Genomic DNA, 17,410 nt, shown 5'->3' with positions numbered 1-17,410 from the left:
TCTACCGATAACGGCGGACGGGGGGCGGGGATTCCCGCCGAGGAGGCCGCCGACCCCGACCCCGTCCGCGTCAGTGCGGCAGTGTCGCCGGGGAGCCGCCGTTGGCCTCGTAGCCGGCCACCGCCAGGGCGCGGTAGATCGCGTACGAGGCCGCCGGGTCCGGGTCGGCGGACCAGGGGAGGGCGCCGACGTAGCCGTCGACGTGGCGGATCTGGTCCATCGCCTCCGCCCAGCGTTCGCCGCCGACCAGGAAGAGGACGAGCAGGTGGCGTACGTGCGCCAGCATCGGGTCGTCGGGGCGCGCGCTGTGGACCGCGTACAGGGCGCCCTCCACCGCGCGGGTCACGGACGCGCTCTGGTGGAAGCTGCGGATCAGGACCACGTCGGGGATGTGCTCGTAGAGGGCGAAGAGCGGGAGGGCCGCCAGGAGCGAGCCCTGCGGGGCGCGGGCCGCGGCGTGGTGGGTGAAGGCGTCGGCCTTCTCGCGGGAGCCGTGCCACTTCTCGCACCAGTAGTTCAGCGCCGCCAGGTGCGCGCCCATGTGCTGGGGCGCCCGGTCGATGATCTTCGCCCACAGGGCGTCGTACTCGGGCTCGGAGTAGTGCAGCATGCGGGCCACGGACAGCTCGACGATGTAGGGGATCGGGTCGCCGGGGGACAGGAGCGCGGCCTTGTGGCAGGACTCCCGGGCCTCCTCCGCGATGATCCGGACGTCGGTCTCGCTCATGCCCTCCGGGCGCCGCCACATCTGCTGCGCCAGCAGCTCGGCGTGCACCTGGGCGCCGCCCGCGTCCTTCGGGGCCTCCAGCCGCCAGGCCTTCAGCCACCGCGCCCCGGCCCCGGGCTCCTGGGAGAGCTCCAGCGCCGCCGAGCCGGCGAAGGCCTGGACGCGCTGCCAGCGCACCTCGCCCTCCCGGGAGGTGCCGGCCAGCAGCTGGGAGGCGGCCTGCCACTGCCCGGTCCGCCGTACGTGGTCGAGGGCGTCCATCAGGTCCTGGTCGGGGCCGGGGATCCGGATGTCGAGCTCCTCCTGGAGGGCGAATCCGTAATCCGCCGGGTCGGCGGCGTCCGGGCTCCCGGGCGCGACCAGGCGCAGTCCGCCGATCCTGCGCCGCAGGATCGGTGAGAGGGCGGCGAAGAGCAGACCCATCGCGAGCAGGAACCACAGAATCTCCATGACCCCAGCGAACCAGACCGACCCGCGCTAAGGCCAATAGGAGGCAAAGGCAGGCCCCCCGCACGCCCCGGGGCGGGGCCGCGGAGGGGCCGTACGGGGCATAGCATTTGGCCATGAGCGACGACAGCCACGAGCACCAGAGCTTCGAGACCCGCGCCATCCACGCGGGCAATACGGCGGACCCGCTGACCGGCGCGGTCGTACCCCCGATCTACCAGGTGTCCACGTACAAGCAGGACGGCGTCGGCGGACTGCGCGGCGGCTACGAGTACAGCCGCAGCGGCAACCCGACCCGTACCGCGCTGGAGGAGAACCTCGCGGCGCTGGAGGGCGGCCGGCGCGGCCTCGCCTTCGCGTCCGGGCTCGCCGCCGAGGACTGCCTGCTGCGTACGCTGCTCTCCCCGGGCGACCACGTGGTCATCCCGAACGACGCGTACGGCGGCACCTTCCGCCTCTTCGCCAAGGTCGTCTCCCGCTGGGGCGTCGAGTGGTCGGTCGCCGACACCTCCGACCCGGCGTCGGTGCGCGCGGCGATCACCCCGAAGACCAAGGTCATCTGGGTCGAGACCCCCTCCAACCCGCTGCTCGGCATCACGGACATCGCCGTCGTCGCCGACATCGCGCGGACGGCCGGCGCCAAGCTGGTCGTGGACAACACCTTCGCGTCCCCCTACCTGCAGCAGCCCCTCGCGCTCGGCGCGGACGTGGTCGTGCACTCGCTGACCAAGTACATGGGCGGCCACTCCGACGTCGTCGGAGGCGCGCTCGTCGCCGCGGACGCGGCGCTGGGCGAGGAACTGGCCTACCACCAGAACGCCATGGGCGCGGTGGCCGGCCCCTTCGACTCGTGGCTGGTGCTGCGCGGCATCAAGACGCTGGCCGTCCGCATGGACCGGCACGCGGAGAACGCGGGCAAGATCGCCGAGATGCTGTCCCGCCACCCCAAGGTCCACACGGTCCTCTACCCGGGCCTGCCCGAGCACCCGGGCCACGAGATCGCCGCCAAGCAGATGCGCAACTTCGGCGGCATGATCTCCTTCCGCGTCACCGGCGGCGAGGAGGAGGCCGTCGCGATCTGCGACCGGACCAAGATCTTCACCCTGGGCGAGTCCCTCGGCGGCGTCGAGTCCCTCATCGAGCACCCGGGCCGCATGACCCACGCCTCGGTGGCCGGCTCGGCCCTGGAGGTCCCGGGCGACCTGGTCCGCCTGTCGGTGGGCATCGAGAACGCCGACGACCTGCTGGCCGACCTCGCGCAGGCGCTGGGCTAGGCGCCGGGCTAGGCGCCGGGCTAGGCGCCGGCCGAACCGGAGCCGTTCCTGAAGTGACGAGGCCGCAGCCCCCGGGCTGCGGCCTCGTGGCGCGTGGTGACCGTGAACTCGACGCCGAACGGCCGGAATTCACTCCTCGAAGCCGATTTTCGTATGTCAATCTCGTGTCGTTTGTAAACCCCTCATGAGATTGGCTGAACCATGCCCACGAAGCACGCCGCACAGCTGCTCGCCGCCGTGATCATCGCCGGACTCGGCCTCACCGCCTGCTCGCAGACGAGTTCCGACGCCACGGACGCCAAGGAGAGTTCGCCGTCCGCCGCGGTGAGCACCCCCGCGGCGGGCGGCAGCGCGAAGCCCACCCCCAGCGCCACGCCGAGCGTCGTGGTCAACGGAAAGCAGAAGCCGGCGGACCTCCCCGCCGACCTCCCCCTGCCCCAGGGTGAGCTGACCTCGGTCACCGGCACCACCGGCACCTACGTCCTCACCTACACCACCACGGACACGGCCTCCGCGCTCGCCGCCTACACCGCTGCCCTCAAATCCGCCGGATACGAGGTGGACGGCTCTCCGGTCGGCGTCCAGGCCGTGAAGGCGAACGTCAACGTCATGGTCACCAAGACCCCGGCCGCACTGCAGGTCGCGCTCGTCGCGAGGTAGTCGCACTCACTTCCCCCGGGCCGGCTACCCGTCCTACCAGGGCGGGGAGACCTCGCTCGACGGGGTCGACCAGGCGCCGGTCAGCGAGGCCCACACCACGAAGGCCACCACCGCCGCCCACAGCAGGCTCCAGCCGATCCGCTGCAGGGCCCTGCGGCGGCGTAGCAGCCGGTCGCCGTGGGCGGCCGCGCCCGCCGCGAGATCGGGCGGCACCGTCGGGTACGGGCCCTCCAGCAGCCGCTTGACCTGGGCTTCCCTGGGGTCGGGGGGACTCATGCCGCCTCCTTGCGGCGGGCGTCCGGCCGGGGGCCGGGGGCGGCGCCGGGGCGGGAGCCCAGTTCGGCGACGGCCCGGTCGCACAGGGCCCGTACCCGCTCGGGCGTCAGCCCCAGCTGCGCGGCCGTGACCTCCTCGGCGACCCCTTCGTAGAGCCGCAGCACCACGACGAGCCGCTCCAGCGGGCCCAGCCGCCCCAGTACCCCGCTGCCCCCGTGGTGGCGGCGGCCGGTGCGGGCGAAGGCGGCGCACAGCTCCTGGCGGGTGTGGTCGTACGGGTCGTCCCCGCGCAGCCTGCGCCAGTTCGCGTACGTACGGGCCAGCGCGCCGCCGAGCAGCCCGCGCGCGGCGGGGGCTTCGGCCGCGGCGGTGGCGGTGGCGTCGGAAAAGGTCGGTGCCGGGGACGGGGCGTCGGACGCGGGCGTCGCGGGCTCCGCCGTCAGCAGGATCGCGACGCGCAGGAGCCGCCCCGCCGCGCCCGCGACGAAGGCTTCGAACTCCGCGTAGGGGCCCGGCCCGTGGTCCACAGTCCACATAGTGCGGCCGGAGGGACCGCCTCGGAAGGGGTCGGGCGACAGTCGGGCGTCAGTCGGGCCGCAGCAGGGCTTCAGCCGGGCCGGACCCGGGCGTCCGCCGGGCCCCACCCGGGCGTCCGGCAGACCGCAGCAGGGCGTCAGTCGGGACCCGGCCGGGCGTCAGGAGGCCGGGCCGGCCTCGGATCCGGGCTCGGAGCCGGCCGACATCAGCTCGGACAGCGAGACGTTGAAACGGGTCAGCAGACCGGTGAACGCCTCGCGCTCCTCCTGGTCCCAGCCGTCCGTCACCCGGGCCATCAGCTCGCGCCGCGAGGAGCGGACCTCTTCCAGGCGGGCCAGCCCGCGCGGGGACAGCGCGAGCACCACGGCCCGGCCGTCCTCGGGGTGCGAGGTCCGCTTGACCAGGCCGCTGTCGACGAGAGGGGCGACCTGGCGGGTGACGGTGGAGGAGTCGATGCCCATCCCGCCGGCGAGCGCCTTCACGCCCATCGGGCCTTCGAGGTCGAGCCGGTTCAGCAGCAGGTACGCGGCCCGGTCCATGGAGTTGCGGGCCTGGCCGACCCCGCCCAGGCGGGTCTGCTCGGCGCGCCGGGCGAAGACCGCCACCTGGTGCTGGAGCGCGTCGAGGAGACCGGCTTCGGCGGGCGCGCCGGCCGGCGCGGGCAGGTCGGAACTGGCCGGGGTGGAGGGCATGGCCGTGGGCTCTCTTCGCATGGGGCCGACAAGGATGGGGGACAGAGTACGCGGCCGTGCGACGGCTCGTACTCCTCGTACGAGAACTGATACGGCAGCGGTGAAACGGCGACTACGAGCCGTCCCGCATGGCGAGATTTCACCGCTCCGGTGCGGGTCCCGTCCGGGCTCCGCGCCGCCTCCGTCCGGGCTCCGCGCCGCTCCCGCGCGGCGGCCCCGGGCCCCCGCTCACCCGTCCCGCCCAGCGCAGCGCAGCGCGCGACGGACCGGCTGCGAGACTGGCCGCATGAACTACCGCGTGCCCCAGCCCGTTCCGCAGGTCATCCTCGACGACATCCGGGGGGCCCAGAAGATGCTCTCCGGCGTCTCCCGGGTGACCGCGATGGAGGGCAGCCGGTACCTCTCCTCGCTCACCGGCTCCCCGGTCCACTTCAAGTGCGAGAACCTCCAGCGCACCGGCTCCTTCAAGCTGCGCGGGGCGTACGTGCGCATCGCGGGCCTGCGCCCCGAGCAGCGGGCGGCCGGGGTCGTCGCCGCCAGCGCGGGCAACCACGCCCAGGGCGTGGCGCTGGCCTCCTCGCTCCTCGGGGTCCGCTCGACCGTGTTCATGCCGGTCGGGGCGCCCCTGCCGAAGGTGGCCGCGACCCAGGAGTACGGCGCCGAGGTGCGGATGCACGGGCAGGTCGTGGACGAGACGCTGGCCGCGGCCCAGGAGTACGCGGACCGGACGGGCGCGGTGTTCATCCACCCCTTCGACCACCGCGACATCATCGCGGGCCAGGGCACGGTCGGCCTGGAGATCCTGGAGCAGTGCCCCGAGGTGCGCACGATCCTGGTCGGCATCGGCGGCGGCGGGCTCGCCGCCGGGGTGGCGGTCGCGGTGAAGGCGCTGCGCCCCGACGTCCGGGTGATCGGAGTCCAGGCGGCGGGCGCGGCCGCGTACCCGCCCTCGCTGAAGGTCGGGCACCCGGTGTCCATCGACAACCCGAACACGATGGCGGACGGCATCAAGGTGGGCCGGCCCGGCGACATCCCCTTCAAAATCATTGGCGAGCTGCTCGACGACGTCCGTACGGTGTCCGAAGACGCGCTCTCCAGCGCGCTGTTGCTCTGCCTGGAGCGGGCGAAGCTGGTGGTGGAGCCGGCCGGGTGCAGCCCGGTGGCCGCACTGCTGAGCGAGCCCGAACTGTACGGCGACGGCCCGGTGGTGGCCGTGCTGTCCGGCGGCAACATCGACCCGCTGCTCCTGCAGCGGATCCTGCGCCACGGCATGGCCGCGGCCGGCCGCTACCTGTCGCTGCGGCTGCGGGTGACCGACCGGCCGGGGGCGCTGGCCGGTCTGCTGGGGCAGCTGTCGGTGGTGGATGCGAACGTGTTGGACGTGAGCCACGTGCGGACGGACCCGCGGCTGGGGCTCACGGAGGTGGAGGTGGAGCTGCACCTGGAGACGAAGGGGCCGAAGCACTGCGCGGAAGTCGCGCGGGCGCTGCACGGCGCGGGGTACACGGTCATGGGCTAGCCGGCACGGCTCTGACGCGATGCTCCCCGTCCCGGTGGCGAGACGCGATATGACGCGATACGGTGTCGCCCGTTCGGCCGAGCGAGGTCGGCTCGGCGCCCATAGGATTCGCGTAGGAATGTCACGATTCAACCGGTTCGATTTCGATTCGCACGGGGAGTATCCATATGCCAGGCGCCATCTACGCCGAAGGTCTGGTCAAGACCTTCGGCGACGTACGGGCTCTGGACGGCGTTGACCTCGATGTACCCGAAGGCACGGTTCTCGGTCTGCTCGGCCCCAACGGCGCGGGCAAGACCACGACCGTCCGCGTCCTGACCACCCTCCTCCAGCCCGACAGCGGCAAGGCGGTCGTGGCCGGGATAGACGTCCTCAAGCACCCCAACGAAGTCCGGCGCTCGATCGGCCTCTCCGGCCAGTTCGCCGCCGTCGACGAATACCTCACCGGCCGGGAAAACCTCCAGATGGTCGGCCAGCTCTACCAGATGGGCGCCAAGGCGGCGAAGGCCCGGGCCACCGAACTGCTGGAGCGCTTCAACCTCGGCGACGCCGCCGACCGCACCGCCAAGACGTACTCCGGCGGCATGCGCAGGCGCCTCGACCTCGCCGCGGCCCTCGTCGTCAGCCCGCCCGTGATGTTCATGGACGAGCCCACCACCGGACTCGACCCGCGCAACCGCCAGGCGCTGTGGGCCATCATCCAGGAGCTCGTCGCCGGCGGCACCACCCTGCTGCTCACCACGCAGTACCTGGAAGAGGCCGACCACCTCGCGCACGACATCTGCGTGGTCGACCACGGCAGGGTCATCGCACGCGGCACCTCCGACCAGCTCAAGGCCCAGACGGGCGGCGAGCGCGTCGAGGTCGTCGTGCACGAGCGCGAGCACATAGCCACCGCCCGCGAGGTCCTCGCCGGCTTCGGCAAGGGCGAGACCACCGTCGAGGAGCACACCCGCAAGCTGACCGTGCCGGTCTCCGGCGGCGCCAAGCTGCTCGCCGAGGTCATCCGCGAACTCGACGGACGCGGCATCGAGATCGACGACATCGGCCTGCGCCGTCCCACCCTGGACGACGTGTTCATCTCCCTGACCGGCCACGCGGCGGAGCGAGAAGCCGAGGAGAACGGCGAGACACCCATCGACGGGCAGGCCGCGAAGTCGAAGGCCGGCCGCAAGGACCGTAAGGAGGTGGCGAAGTGACCCTCACCTCCACGACCCCGGAGTCGGCGGCGCCCCGCCCGCGCGGCGGCATCGTCCAGGGGATCAACGACTCCCTGGTCATGGCCAAGCGCAATCTGATCCGCATGTCCCGCATCCCCGAGATGGTCATCTTCGGGCTGATCCAGCCGATCATGTTCGTCGTGCTGTTCAGCTACGTCTTCGGCGGCTCGATGATGATCGGCGGCTCGACCAGCGCCAGCGACTACCGGAACTTCCTGATGGCCGGCATCTTCGCGCAGACCGTCACCTTCGCCACCGCCGGAGCGGGCGCGGGCATCGCCGACGACATGCACAAGGGCCTCATCGACCGCTTCCGGTCGCTGCCGATGGCCCGCGGCGCGGTCCTCACCGGCCGCACCCTGGCCGACCTCGTGCAGACCGCCCTGACCATGGTCGTGCTGGCGATCGTGGCGCTCCTGGTGGGCTGGCGCATCCACGAGGGCGTGCCGAAGGCCCTGGCGGGCTTCCTGCTGCTCCTGCTGCTGGGGTACGCCTTCTCCTGGATCGGCGCCCTGATCGGCCTGTCGGTGCGGACCCCGGAGGCGGCCACCTCGGGCGGGCTGATCTGGCTGTTCCCGGTCACGTTCATCTCCAACGCGTTCGTGCCCACCGAGAACATGGCGGGCTGGCTCCAGCCCATCGCGGAGTGGAACCCGTTCAGCGCGACCGTCCAGGCCTGCCGAGAACTCTTCGGCAACCCGGGTGTGTCGCCGTCGGACGCCTGGCCGATGGAGCACCCCGTGTGGGCCTCGCTGCTCTGGTCCGTCGTGATCATCGTGGTGTTCCGGACCCTGGCCGTACGCAAGTACCGCTCGGCCACGGCGTAGGCACCGCGTAGGCACCGCGTAGGCACCGCCCCCAGCACGAAGCCCCGCTGAGCAGCTGCTCGGCGGGGCTTCGTGCTGAAAAGAAAAGGGGGGTGATCAGCCGGTGAAGGGCTTGACGTCGAGGATCTTGACCGACGCCTGCTTGCCGTTCGGCAGCTCGTACTGGGCGTCCTCGCCGATCTTCTTGCCCAGCACGCCGGAGCCCAGCGGCGACTGCGGGGAGTAGGTCTCGAAGTCCGAGGACGCGTACTCGCGCGAGGCCAGCAGGAACTCCATGGTGTCGCTCTCGTCGCCGTCGAAGGCGATCTTGACCAGGGTGCCGGGGGCCACCTCGCCCTCGGAGGCGGGGGCCGTGCCGACCTTGGCCTTCTCGAGCAGCTGCGTGAGCTGGCGGATGCGCAGCTCCTGCTTGCCCTGCTCTTCCTTGGCCGCGTGGTAACCGCCGTTCTCGCGGAGGTCACCCTCCTCGCGGGCCGCCGCGATCTTGATCGTGATCTCCGACCGTGCGGGACCAGAGAGGTACTCCAGCTCGGCCTTCAGCTGGTCGTACGCCGCCTGGGTCAGCCAGGTGACGCTCTCGCTCGTCTGGGTCACGGGTGCTCCTCGTCGGTACAGGGACTACAAAGCCGCCAGCGGCGGACGAAACCACGAGCCTAACAATTCGGGAAGAAAAGGGGGAGGACGCCAAGTGTGTGAACTGCGTCCGATCACACCTCGGGCATGCCCCGATCACACCTCGGACATGCCTCGGACATGCCTCGGGTCGAGCCCGGGATCAGCCCGCGGAACCGGTCGGACGGCAGCCGACGATTTCGATCATCGTGGCGCGGCCGGTGGTCTTCAGCGTGACCATCTCGTCCACGCGCCCGCTCTTCTGCGCGAAGGTGAAGTCGGCGCGGCCCACCTCACCGTGCCCCTCGTCCTGCGAGCTCAGCGTGCACACCCCGGTGACCGAGGCCTCCTTGCGCACCTCCAGGTGCACCTCGACCGCGGAGTCGGAGACGACCTTGTACTTGATGAGCTCGGCACTCACGCTCTGCCCGGCCACGTAGTCCCAGCCGATCCAGCCGACCACACCCAGCAGCGCGACCCCGAGGACGGAGCCGATGACCTTGAGCCTGCGGTCGGTACGCTCATCCGCCGACCGGCCGTAGCGGCCCTCGGGCAGTTCTTCGCGCACCGCGCTCATCGATCGTTCCCTTCGAGGTAGGCGGACCACGGAAATCCCAGCCCGGGAGGGCGGTCCCGCCATCGTAGACGCGGAGGGCCACGGTTCTCTTCGCGCCTGCCGTGATCGGCGCCTTCCGGCATTGTCGGCGGGCTCGGTTAGGTTGATCGCATGGCGGCACGACAGGAGAAGGAGGTGGCCGGGCTTGCTCGGTTCACCTACCGGCTTCGCGTGTCTTCCACCGCGCTCGCCGGGTTGTCGGGTGAGTGGGCGCGATGCCGGTGGGTCTGGAACGAATGCTGTGCCCGGTCGCGGAAGGCCCGGGCCGAGAATGAGCAGTGCGGTCCGGCCCGCCTGGACAAGATGCTGACTGAAGCCCGCAGCCGCAACGCCTGGTTGGGCGACGGCAGCAGCGTTCCGCAGCAGCAGTTGGTGCGGGACTTCGGGAAGTCCCGCACCAAAGCCTTGAAAGACATCAAGGCCCGGTTGCCGATTCGGCAGCGGGCGGGAATGCCCAAGTACAAGAAGAAGGCCAAGGCCGATCCGAGCCTGAACTACACCCGGCGCGGTTTTCGGATCAAGGACGGCCGCCTGTACCTGGCGGGCGGCATCAGCCTCACGGTGGTGTGGTCCCGCGTACTCCCGGCGGCCCCGTCGAGCGTGCGGATCTACCGCGACACCCTCGGGCACTGGTACGCGTCCTTCGTGGTCCCCGCCGAAGCCCAGCCGCTCCCGGGAACCGGCGCGGTCATCGGCATCGACTGGGGCGTCACGGAGACCGCGACCACCAACGCCAGGACGGAGCCCGGAAGTGGGCCAAGACGGTCGTCCGCGACCATGACGCCCTGGCTGTGGAGGACTTCCGCCCGAAGTTCCTCGCCAAGTCCGCCATGGCAGGTAAGGCGGCCGACGCCGCGATCTCCACCACCAGGCGTGAGCTGATCAACATGGCTCGCAAGCACGGGCGTATCGTGTACTTGGTCCATCCCGCGCACACCACGATGGACTGCGCGCAGTGCGGAGCGAGAACCAAGCACGCACTGCCTCTCTCGGAACGTACCTACACCTGCACCGCGTGCGGAGCGACGTCCTCCAGGGACAAGAACTCCGCACGCGTGATGCTGGTCCGGGCTGGTCTCGACCCGGCTGGTGCTGATCGTGTAAGAGCTGAGGGGCCGCAGGCCCACAGCCAACGTGAGCCAGGAATCCCCGGCCTTCAGGATCGGGGAGGATTCAATATAGGAGGCGCCCGCCTGAACGACTCAAAGAGGATCCTGTCTTGACCGAGCAGCTTCGACTGATGGCCGTCCACGCCCACCCCGACGACGAGTCGAGCAAGGGCGCGGCCACCATGGCCAAGTACGTGTCCGAGGGGGTGTCCGTGCTGGTCGTGACCTGCACCGGCGGCGAGCGCGGCTCCGTCCTGAACCCCAAGCTCCAGGGTGACAAGTACATCGAGGAGCACATCCACGAGGTGCGCGCCAAGGAGATGGACGAGGCGCGCGAGATCCTCGGCGTCGACCAGGAGTGGCTGGGATACGTCGACTCCGGGCTGCCCGAGGGCGACCCGCTGCCGCCGCTGCCCGAGGGCTGCTTCGCCCTGGCGGACGTCGACGAGGCGGCCGGCCGCCTGGTGAAGAAGATCCGCGCCTTCCGGCCGCAGGCCGTCACCACGTACGACGAGAACGGGGGCTACCCGCACCCCGACCACATCATGACCCACAAGATCACGATGGTGGCCTTCGATCACGCGGCCGACACCGAGAAGTACCCCGAGGCCGAGTTCGGCCCGGCGTACCAGCCGCAGAAGCTCTACTACAACCAGGGCTTCAACAAGCCGCGCACCATCGCCCTGCACGAGGCGCTGCTCGCCCGCGGCCTGGAATCCCCGTACGGGGAGTGGCTGGAGCGGTGGAAGGAGTTCGAGCGCAAGGAGCGGACCCTGACCACCCACGTGCCCTGCGCCGACTTCTTCGAGATCCGTGACAAGGCGCTCATCGCCCACGCCACGCAGATCGACCCCGACGGCGGCTGGTTCCGCGTCCCGATGGAGATCCAGAAGGAGGTCTGGCCGACGGAGGAGTACGAGCTCGCGAAGTCCCTCGTGGACACTTCCCTCCCCGAGTCCGACCTCTTCGCGGGCATCCGGGAGAATGCGTAGCTATGAGCGCTACGCACGAAGCAATCGTCCAGCTCCTCCCGCTGGCCGGCGACACCTTCGACAAGAACAAGGTGACCCCGGGCCTCCTCGGATTCATCGTGTTCGCGGCCCTCGCCCTCGGGGTGTGGGGCCTGATGAAGTCGATGAGCCGCCACATGGGCCGCGTCGACTTCAAGGAAGCCCCCGAGCCCGCCCCGGCGGAGGGCACGCGCGCCCCGTAGGGGCCGTCCGCCCGTGGTGACCGCCGCCCCGCCGTTCACGGCCGGGGCGGCGGCCTCCCGCGCGCCCCGGCGCCTGCCGCACTACGCCGAGGGCAGCGGCACCGGGACGCCCATGATCTCCCGCGAGTGCAGGTTCGGTACGAGCGACAGCCGCCACGCCTGCCAGCCCTCCGCCGGGTCCACCCCGCGCGCCAGGATCACCGTGTAGGACTCCAGGCAGTCCTCCAGCCGCCCGTCCCGTTTCGGATGCGGGGCCGCCGCCAGCCGCGCCAGCTCCGTGCGCGCCTCGTCCGGGGCGGCCGGGAGCGCGTACGGCAGGAGCGTGCAGCGCAGGAAGCGCGCCCAGTCCTCCCCGCGCCGGTCCCCGTAGGAGATGAACAGCCGCACCGCCTCCTCGCAGAGGTCCAGCGCCTGCGCGGTCCGCCCGTTGCCCGCGTCCACGACCGCCAGCTCCAGACAGGTCCAGGCCTCCCCGTGGGCCAGCCCGATCCGCCGGAAGTCGGCCCGCGCGTCCACCAGCAGCTGACGGGCGAAGCCGGAGTTCTTCAGGTTCCCCGTCTGCGCCGCCCGCTGGTCGCGCGTGACCCGGCCCGAGTGGTGGCGGGCGTGCGCCAGCCCGTACACGTCCCGCATCCGGGAGAACATCGTGCGGGCCCGCTCCAGCTCCCGCACCGCCCGGTCCCGCTCCCCGGCCTCCTCCAGCGCCTGCCCGAGGTAGTACAGCGTCCACGCCTCGCCGCGCGCGTCCTCCGCCTCCCGGTGCCGGGCCAGCGCGTCCCGCAGCCGGTCGAGCGCCGGCCCCGGATCCCCGTCGACCACCCGGGCCCGGCCCAGCTGGGTCAGCGCCCACGCCTGGCCCCGGTCGTCGCGCGTGCGCCCGTACAGCTCCAGCGCCAGGCGCAGCTCCGCCTCCGCACGCGGCACCTCGCCCAGGCGCAGGTACACCTGGCCGAGCTGCAGGTGCGCCCAGGCCTCGCCGTGCACGCTCTCGCTCTCCCGGTGCAGGACGAGGGATTCGCGCAGCAGCCGCAGCGCCTCCGCGAGGTGGGCGCGGTCGCGCTCCACCGCACCGAGCGCGTGCAGGCCCCACGCCCGGTCGCCCGCCAGCTCGTCCGGAGCCTGGAGCACCAGCGCCTCGCGGATGCGGGCCGAGGCCTCCGGGAGGTTGCCCTGGTGGTGCAGGGTGATGCCGAGCGAGACCAGTGCCATGCCCGCGCCCGCCTCCTGCCGGGCCTCCATGAACTGGTCGACCAGCGAGGTCAGCGTGGTGCGGGACTTGTCCAGCTCGCCGAGCTGGCGGGCCGCGATGCCCGTACGCCACTGCACCGAGCGGACCAGCAGACCCTGGTCGACGGCCTGCGTGAGCTCGTTGATCTCACCGAGCCGGTACAGGTCGCCGCGCAGCAGGCAGAAGTCGCAGAGCGCGCCCAGGAGGTCCAGTACGGCCTGCTGGTCCACGCCCTCCGAGTGGCGCAGCGCCGCCGTGATGAAGCTCGACTCGTCGTCCAGCCAGCGCAGGGCCGCGTCCAGGGAGGCGAAGCCGTGCCCGCCGACCGTGCTCGCCTTGGACAGGGCGTTCGCCCGCGTGGACATCTTCCCGTCGACCATCCGGATCACCGAGTCCGCGAGCTGCGCGTACGTACGGATCAGCCGCTCGTGCGCCGCCGAGGCGTCGGCCCGGTCCTCGTCCTGCGCCAGCCGCGCCGCCGCGTACGCACGCACCGCGTCGTGCATCCGGAACCGGTCCCCGCGTACGTGGTCCAGCAGCCCCGCCTGCGCCAGCTCGCGCAGCAGCCGCCCGGCCTCCACCTGGTCGGCGTCGATCAGCGCCGCCGCGGCCGCCGCCCCGAGCGAGGCCCGGCCCGCCAGGGTCAGCCGGCGCAGGAGCCGGCGCCGCTCCTCGGGCAGGGCCGCGTAGGCCAGGTCCAGGGCGGCGTCCAGCGAGCCGCCCGCCCCCGGGGCCTCCCCGACGTCGCCGAGCGGGGCCAGCACGCGCAGCGCCAGCGGCAGCCCGGCGCCGAGCGCGAGCAGCTCCCGTACGGTGTCCTGCGGGTACGCGGCTGCGGGCGTGCCCGCCGTACGGACCAGCTCCGCGCCGGCTTCCTCCGCCAGGCGGGTCACCGGCAGCTGGTACACCCAGGCCGCCAGCTCGGCGGGCAGCTCCAGCGGCTCCCGGGCCGTGACCAGGACCAGGCTCTCGGAGCGCTCGGGCACGAGCATCCGTACCTGCGCGGCGTCCACGGCATCGTCCAGGACCACCGCCACCGGGGTGCCCTGCACGTGCTGGTGGTACAACTCGCCCAGCCTGCGCACCTGTTGCTCCGCCGACGAGCCCTCGCGGAACAGCAGCTGCTCGCGGGGCGCGCCGAGGCGGTTCATCAGGTGCAGGAGGGCTTCACGGGTGGGGAGGGGGGATTCGGAGGCGCCCCCGCCGCGCAGGTCCACCACGCAGGCGCCCCTGAACTGGTCCCGCAGCGCCTGCGCGGCATGGAGTGCGAGCGTGGTGCGGCCCACCCCGGGCTCCCCGTGCAGCACCACGACCACCGGACGGGTCTCGGTGCTCGCGCGGGCGCTGTGCACCCATTGTGCGATCCGGGCCAGCTCGGCCCGGCGGCCGACGAACGCACCTTCCAGGGCGGGGAGTTGCCCGAAGGACTGCTCCAGCATGGCCCGCCGGCGGGCCTCGGCGCTGCGATTGGCACCCCGCAGCTGGAGGGCGGAGCCGGCGGTGCCGGCGGTCCCGTTCACCTTGGGCGGGGCGTTCAGCGCGGCGGCCACCTTGCGCTGCTGCTCCAGGAAAGGGCGTATCCCGCGCACCTCCAGCGCCGACAGCCACTGCAGCTTGAGCTGCTCGGCGCCGCCCGGCCGGCCCAGCTCCCCGGCGCGCCGGTTCGCCGCGGGCAGGTGCAGGGCCGTCACCTTGACCACGGTCGCCGTCGCCCCGGCCACGCCCACGACGGCGCCGGTGGTCAGTGCGGTGCCGATCGCCACGCTGAAGGCCAGGTCGGCCACGATGGCGGCAGCCGCCGCAACTCCCGTGACCAGCAGGGCAGTCGAGGTGTTCGCGCGTCGGAAGGCCTCGCCGAGCGACTCGTCCCCGGCCGCCGCCTCGTCCAGTGCGCGCGTGTACGCCTCGTACTCGGTGGCCGCGCTCGCCGCGAGCGAGTCCAGGGCCTGCCTGCCGCGCGCCAGCAGCGCAGCCTTGGCCTCCGGAGTCGCCGCCGCCCCGCCCGCTCCCCGCCGGGACTCCTCCTCCACGGCCCGCCCCAGCAGCCGCTCGGCCTCACCGCGATGACTGTCCCGCATCGGCATCCCCCTCAGAGAGCTCCGGCATGGAGCCTCAAGTGTCCGCCGTGACGGTCGCGAGCGCGAGAGAATCTGAGCTAGTTCAGAGGGAGTTGACCTCAGAGGGGAGGGCGCGGCGTCCCGGCGAGCCGGTCACACCCATCCTTCGCGGGTGGCGAGCACGCCGGCCTCGAAGCGGCTGTGCGCGTTGAGACGGGTCATGAGATCGGCGGCGAGCCGGCGGACCGTGCGCACCGAGATGGCGAGGTGGCGTGCGGCGACCTCGTCGGTGGAGCCCGCGGCGAGCAGCCGCAGCAGTTCGCGCTCCTGGGGGCCGAGGCCGCGGTGGTCCTTCGGCAGCGGTACGCCCCAGGGGGTGCCGTTCTTCCACACCTCCTCGAAGAGCATCACGAGGGCCATGACGGCTCCCGGGCTGTGCAGGACCAGGGCGCCCTTGAGGGGGTTGCCCGGCTCCAGAGGCACGACCGCGACCTTCCGGTCCACGATGATCATGCGCATGGGCAGCACGGGAACGGTGCGGGTCTCACTGCCGAGCGCGGAGAGCCAGCGGACGTAGCCGGTGGTCGCCGCGTCGTTGCGCAGGCTGTCCTGGTAGATCGAGCGCACGGAGACGCCGCGCTCCAGGGCCAATTGGTCGGGCCCCTTGGCGGCGGACATGTCCTCGGGGCGCTGGGCGCCGCCGATGACGAAGGACAGGCACTCTTCCTTGGTGCTCTCCGCCAGTTCCTCCAGGCGATCGCGGACCGCGTCGATTCCGTCGAGGCATTCGGCGACCTCGGGAAGGAATTCCCGGCGGGCGCCGCCGTACTCGGCGGCCAGTGCGGCTATGGATTCCTTGGCCTCTTCCAGCTGCTTTTGATGTCGTGTCAGAGAGGCGCTCTGACGCGCGTGCAGTGCGCTGAGACTTACCCCCGGATCGACCGGACGAAGGCCCTCCGACCCTGGTCCGCTGGGGCGCAGCAGATGGAGGTGGGCCAGTTGGTCCAAGGCCGTTCGCACCGCGTTCTCGGTAAGTCCCGAGCGGGCGCACAGTTCCTCGATCCCCAACTGGGGGGAGTCCAAGAGTGAGCGGTAAACTACTTCAGCGGCGGGTTCCAGGCCGAGTGCTTCGAGCAAGGCTTCACCTCTTTCGTGCTGGTACGGCGACGACAGGGGTCGGGGTACGCGACGTTCTGCGATTCCGAGTGGTCGTAGCCGTCCAGCGAGAGGCGAGTGGGTGGTATTGGGGCATGCGGACGCCTGCGGATGGTCTGTCCGCAGTTGTCTCCCCTGATTTCCCGTACGCCAGACACGCTGCTCTGCACTCCCCCGAGGTCAGTTGGACGCCGACGTTCCCCTGTCGGCGTCCGGGGGATCATAGCTCGTTTCGGTAACGGGCACACGATTCAATTGGCGCGATCTCGGCGTACCGCTTCTTGACGATATGGCTCCACGAAGCCTGTGAAGTGCGGCATGCACCCTCCATGCCCTTTGGCCTCAAAAGGTTATGTCCGGAAAGCGCGCCTGCTGCGTGCCGGATCCGGACTGGCATCTCGCGGCCAGGCACGAGACTGCCACGGGGAAGAACAGCGTGGTCAACGCCCTGGCAGGGGGTGCTCGGGTTTGCACCATGGTGACAGCGCGGATCATGCCACCCTGAAGTCCTTACGGGGCGGGGTGGGGGCGGGCCAAGCTCTAGTCATCGCCAGCCGGTCGAGCCCAACGGAAGCCAGCTGAAGCGGAATTGACATCCCCTACTTCTGAGGAGTACCGCCATGCCTGGAACGCCGCGTTTTAAGAACTTTGCCCTGGTTGTCCTGCTCGCTCTGGTCGGAACCTTCACCGCTGCCGGCCCCAGTGCCGCAGACACGCCGCCCGCCGCGGACGTCGTAGTGTCGGCGTCCGGCCCGTCCGACACCTTCACCTGGGGCCCGTGATCCGAGGAGCCGTTCCGTGCTCGCTGTACTCATCCGTATGATCCCGGCCCCCGATGCCGAGAAAGCGCGATCCGTAGTGGTGGAGGAGGTCGTCTGGGCGGCGGCCGAACCGCAGGACGGCCTGGAGCACCTCACAGTGGTGAACGACGCAGAGGGCCGGCTCGGCCTCATGGCGTTCGTGTCCGCGGTCGACAAGGTGCGGGCAACCGCCCAGACCCGGAGGCTCATTGACCGCGCGGTCAGACGCGCAGGCGCTTTACGGGGCTGGAGGGTCATCGAATGCTCCGCCGTGGATCTGTCCCGGGAGCCCAGCTCCGACATCGAACTGATCGTCCCTCAGGGAATCCGCATCTTCGACGTGTAGACGCAGCCGAGCTGGTTGAGCTGTGTGAGCGCGGGGAGCGGACCCCTGTTCGCAACACCACCACACCGCCACACCAGTAGCTCCTCGCTCGGGTT

The 17,410-nt window shown here is 71.4% G+C and carries 16 protein-coding genes and 1 pseudogene; 9 read left to right on the top strand and 8 right to left on the bottom strand.

Translation table 11 applies throughout. The features are described from left to right. Positions 1-70: 70 nt before the first annotated feature. Positions 71-1,177: a hypothetical protein gene (locus tag OG898_RS07125; protein ID WP_250751604.1), complete on the bottom strand. Its 1,107-nt coding sequence runs from the start codon at positions 1,175-1,177 to the stop codon at positions 71-73. 113 nt (positions 1,178-1,290) lie between these two features. Between OG898_RS07125 and OG898_RS07120 the strand changes: the two genes are divergently transcribed. Continuing rightward, positions 1,291-2,448: a cystathionine gamma-synthase gene (locus OG898_RS07120; protein ID WP_250751601.1), complete on the top strand. Its 1,158-nt coding sequence runs from the start codon at positions 1,291-1,293 to the stop codon at positions 2,446-2,448. A gap of 201 nt (positions 2,449-2,649) precedes the next feature. Beyond that, the gene (locus tag OG898_RS07115; protein ID WP_266955696.1) at positions 2,650-3,108 is read left to right on the top strand and encodes a hypothetical protein; all 459 of its coding nucleotides are present in this window, start codon (positions 2,650-2,652) and stop codon (positions 3,106-3,108) included. Between the two features lie 33 nt (positions 3,109-3,141). Here the strand turns inward: OG898_RS07115 and OG898_RS07110 are convergent, their stop codons facing one another. The 3 genes from OG898_RS07110 to OG898_RS07100 form a co-directional block, all read right to left on the bottom strand. Continuing rightward, positions 3,142-3,384, bottom strand: coding sequence for a hypothetical protein (locus tag OG898_RS07110; protein WP_250751595.1), 243 nt, complete (start codon positions 3,382-3,384; stop codon positions 3,142-3,144). Next, on the bottom strand, positions 3,381-3,911 hold the full coding sequence (locus OG898_RS07105; protein WP_266955694.1) for a sigma factor-like helix-turn-helix DNA-binding protein: 531 nt from the start codon (positions 3,909-3,911) through the stop codon (positions 3,381-3,383). The genes OG898_RS07110 and OG898_RS07105 overlap by 4 nt, the downstream gene beginning before the upstream one ends. A 168-nt stretch (positions 3,912-4,079) precedes the next feature. Further along, positions 4,080-4,613: a MarR family winged helix-turn-helix transcriptional regulator gene (locus OG898_RS07100; protein WP_250751631.1), complete on the bottom strand. Its 534-nt coding sequence runs from the start codon at positions 4,611-4,613 to the stop codon at positions 4,080-4,082. A gap of 286 nt (positions 4,614-4,899) precedes the next feature. On the opposite strand from OG898_RS07100, the gene ilvA reads away from it, so the two are divergent. The 3 genes from ilvA (at position 4,900) to OG898_RS07085 (ending at position 8,179) form a co-directional block, all read left to right on the top strand. Next, complete coding sequence (gene ilvA, locus OG898_RS07095) at positions 4,900-6,132, top strand: threonine ammonia-lyase (RefSeq protein WP_250751591.1); 1,233 nt, start codon at positions 4,900-4,902, stop codon at positions 6,130-6,132. 167 nt (positions 6,133-6,299) lie between these two features. Next, positions 6,300-7,331 (top strand): ATP-binding cassette domain-containing protein, encoded by a 1,032-nt coding sequence (locus tag OG898_RS07090; protein WP_250751589.1) that lies wholly within the window; start codon positions 6,300-6,302, stop codon positions 7,329-7,331. Beyond that, positions 7,328-8,179: an ABC transporter permease gene (locus OG898_RS07085; protein ID WP_266955691.1), complete on the top strand. Its 852-nt coding sequence runs from the start codon at positions 7,328-7,330 to the stop codon at positions 8,177-8,179. The genes OG898_RS07090 and OG898_RS07085 overlap by 4 nt, the downstream gene beginning before the upstream one ends. 96 nt (positions 8,180-8,275) lie before the next feature. Here the strand turns inward: OG898_RS07085 and greA are convergent, their stop codons facing one another. Together greA and OG898_RS07075 are read right to left on the bottom strand one after the other, a co-directional pair. Then, positions 8,276-8,773, bottom strand: a complete 498-nt coding sequence (gene greA, locus OG898_RS07080) for a transcription elongation factor GreA (RefSeq protein ID WP_250751585.1) — start codon at positions 8,771-8,773, stop codon at positions 8,276-8,278. A 181-nt stretch (positions 8,774-8,954) separates the two neighbouring features. Then, positions 8,955-9,368, bottom strand: a complete 414-nt coding sequence (locus OG898_RS07075; protein ID WP_266955689.1) for a DUF4307 domain-containing protein — start codon at positions 9,366-9,368, stop codon at positions 8,955-8,957. Between the two features lie 150 nt (positions 9,369-9,518). On the opposite strand from OG898_RS07075, the pseudogene OG898_RS07070 reads away from it, so the two are divergent. The 3 genes and pseudogenes from OG898_RS07070 to OG898_RS07060 all read left to right on the top strand — a co-directional run. Beyond that, positions 9,519-10,522 (top strand): annotated as a pseudogene (locus tag OG898_RS07070) (RNA-guided endonuclease InsQ/TnpB family protein); the annotation flags it as partial. 104 nt (positions 10,523-10,626) lie between these two features. Further along, positions 10,627-11,508: a mycothiol conjugate amidase Mca gene (mca, locus tag OG898_RS07065; RefSeq protein ID WP_250751581.1), complete on the top strand. Its 882-nt coding sequence runs from the start codon at positions 10,627-10,629 to the stop codon at positions 11,506-11,508. A gap of 2 nt (positions 11,509-11,510) precedes the next feature. Continuing rightward, entirely contained in the window at positions 11,511-11,729 is a 219-nt protein-coding gene (locus OG898_RS07060) for a hypothetical protein (RefSeq protein ID WP_250751578.1), read from the top strand. Between the two features lie 81 nt (positions 11,730-11,810). On the opposite strand, the gene OG898_RS07055 is transcribed toward OG898_RS07060, so the two are convergent. Together OG898_RS07055 and OG898_RS07050 are read right to left on the bottom strand one after the other, a co-directional pair. Next, entirely contained in the window at positions 11,811-15,035 is a 3,225-nt protein-coding gene (locus OG898_RS07055) for a tetratricopeptide repeat protein (protein ID WP_266955687.1), read from the bottom strand. A 132-nt stretch (positions 15,036-15,167) separates the two neighbouring features. Continuing rightward, positions 15,168-16,034, bottom strand: coding sequence for a helix-turn-helix transcriptional regulator (locus OG898_RS07050; RefSeq protein WP_266955685.1), 867 nt, complete (start codon positions 16,032-16,034; stop codon positions 15,168-15,170). A 933-nt stretch (positions 16,035-16,967) separates the two neighbouring features. Here OG898_RS07050 and OG898_RS07045 point away from each other — a divergent pair. Next, positions 16,968-17,315, top strand: a complete 348-nt coding sequence (locus OG898_RS07045) for a hypothetical protein (protein ID WP_250751572.1) — start codon at positions 16,968-16,970, stop codon at positions 17,313-17,315. Positions 17,316-17,410: the final 95 nt, after the last annotated feature.

This window comes from Streptomyces sp. NBC_00193 (genome assembly GCF_026342735.1).
GTDB lineage: Bacteria > Actinomycetota > Actinomycetes > Streptomycetales > Streptomycetaceae > Streptomyces > Streptomyces stoeckheimensis.
This window is presented reverse-complemented; position numbering and strand designations above follow the sequence as displayed.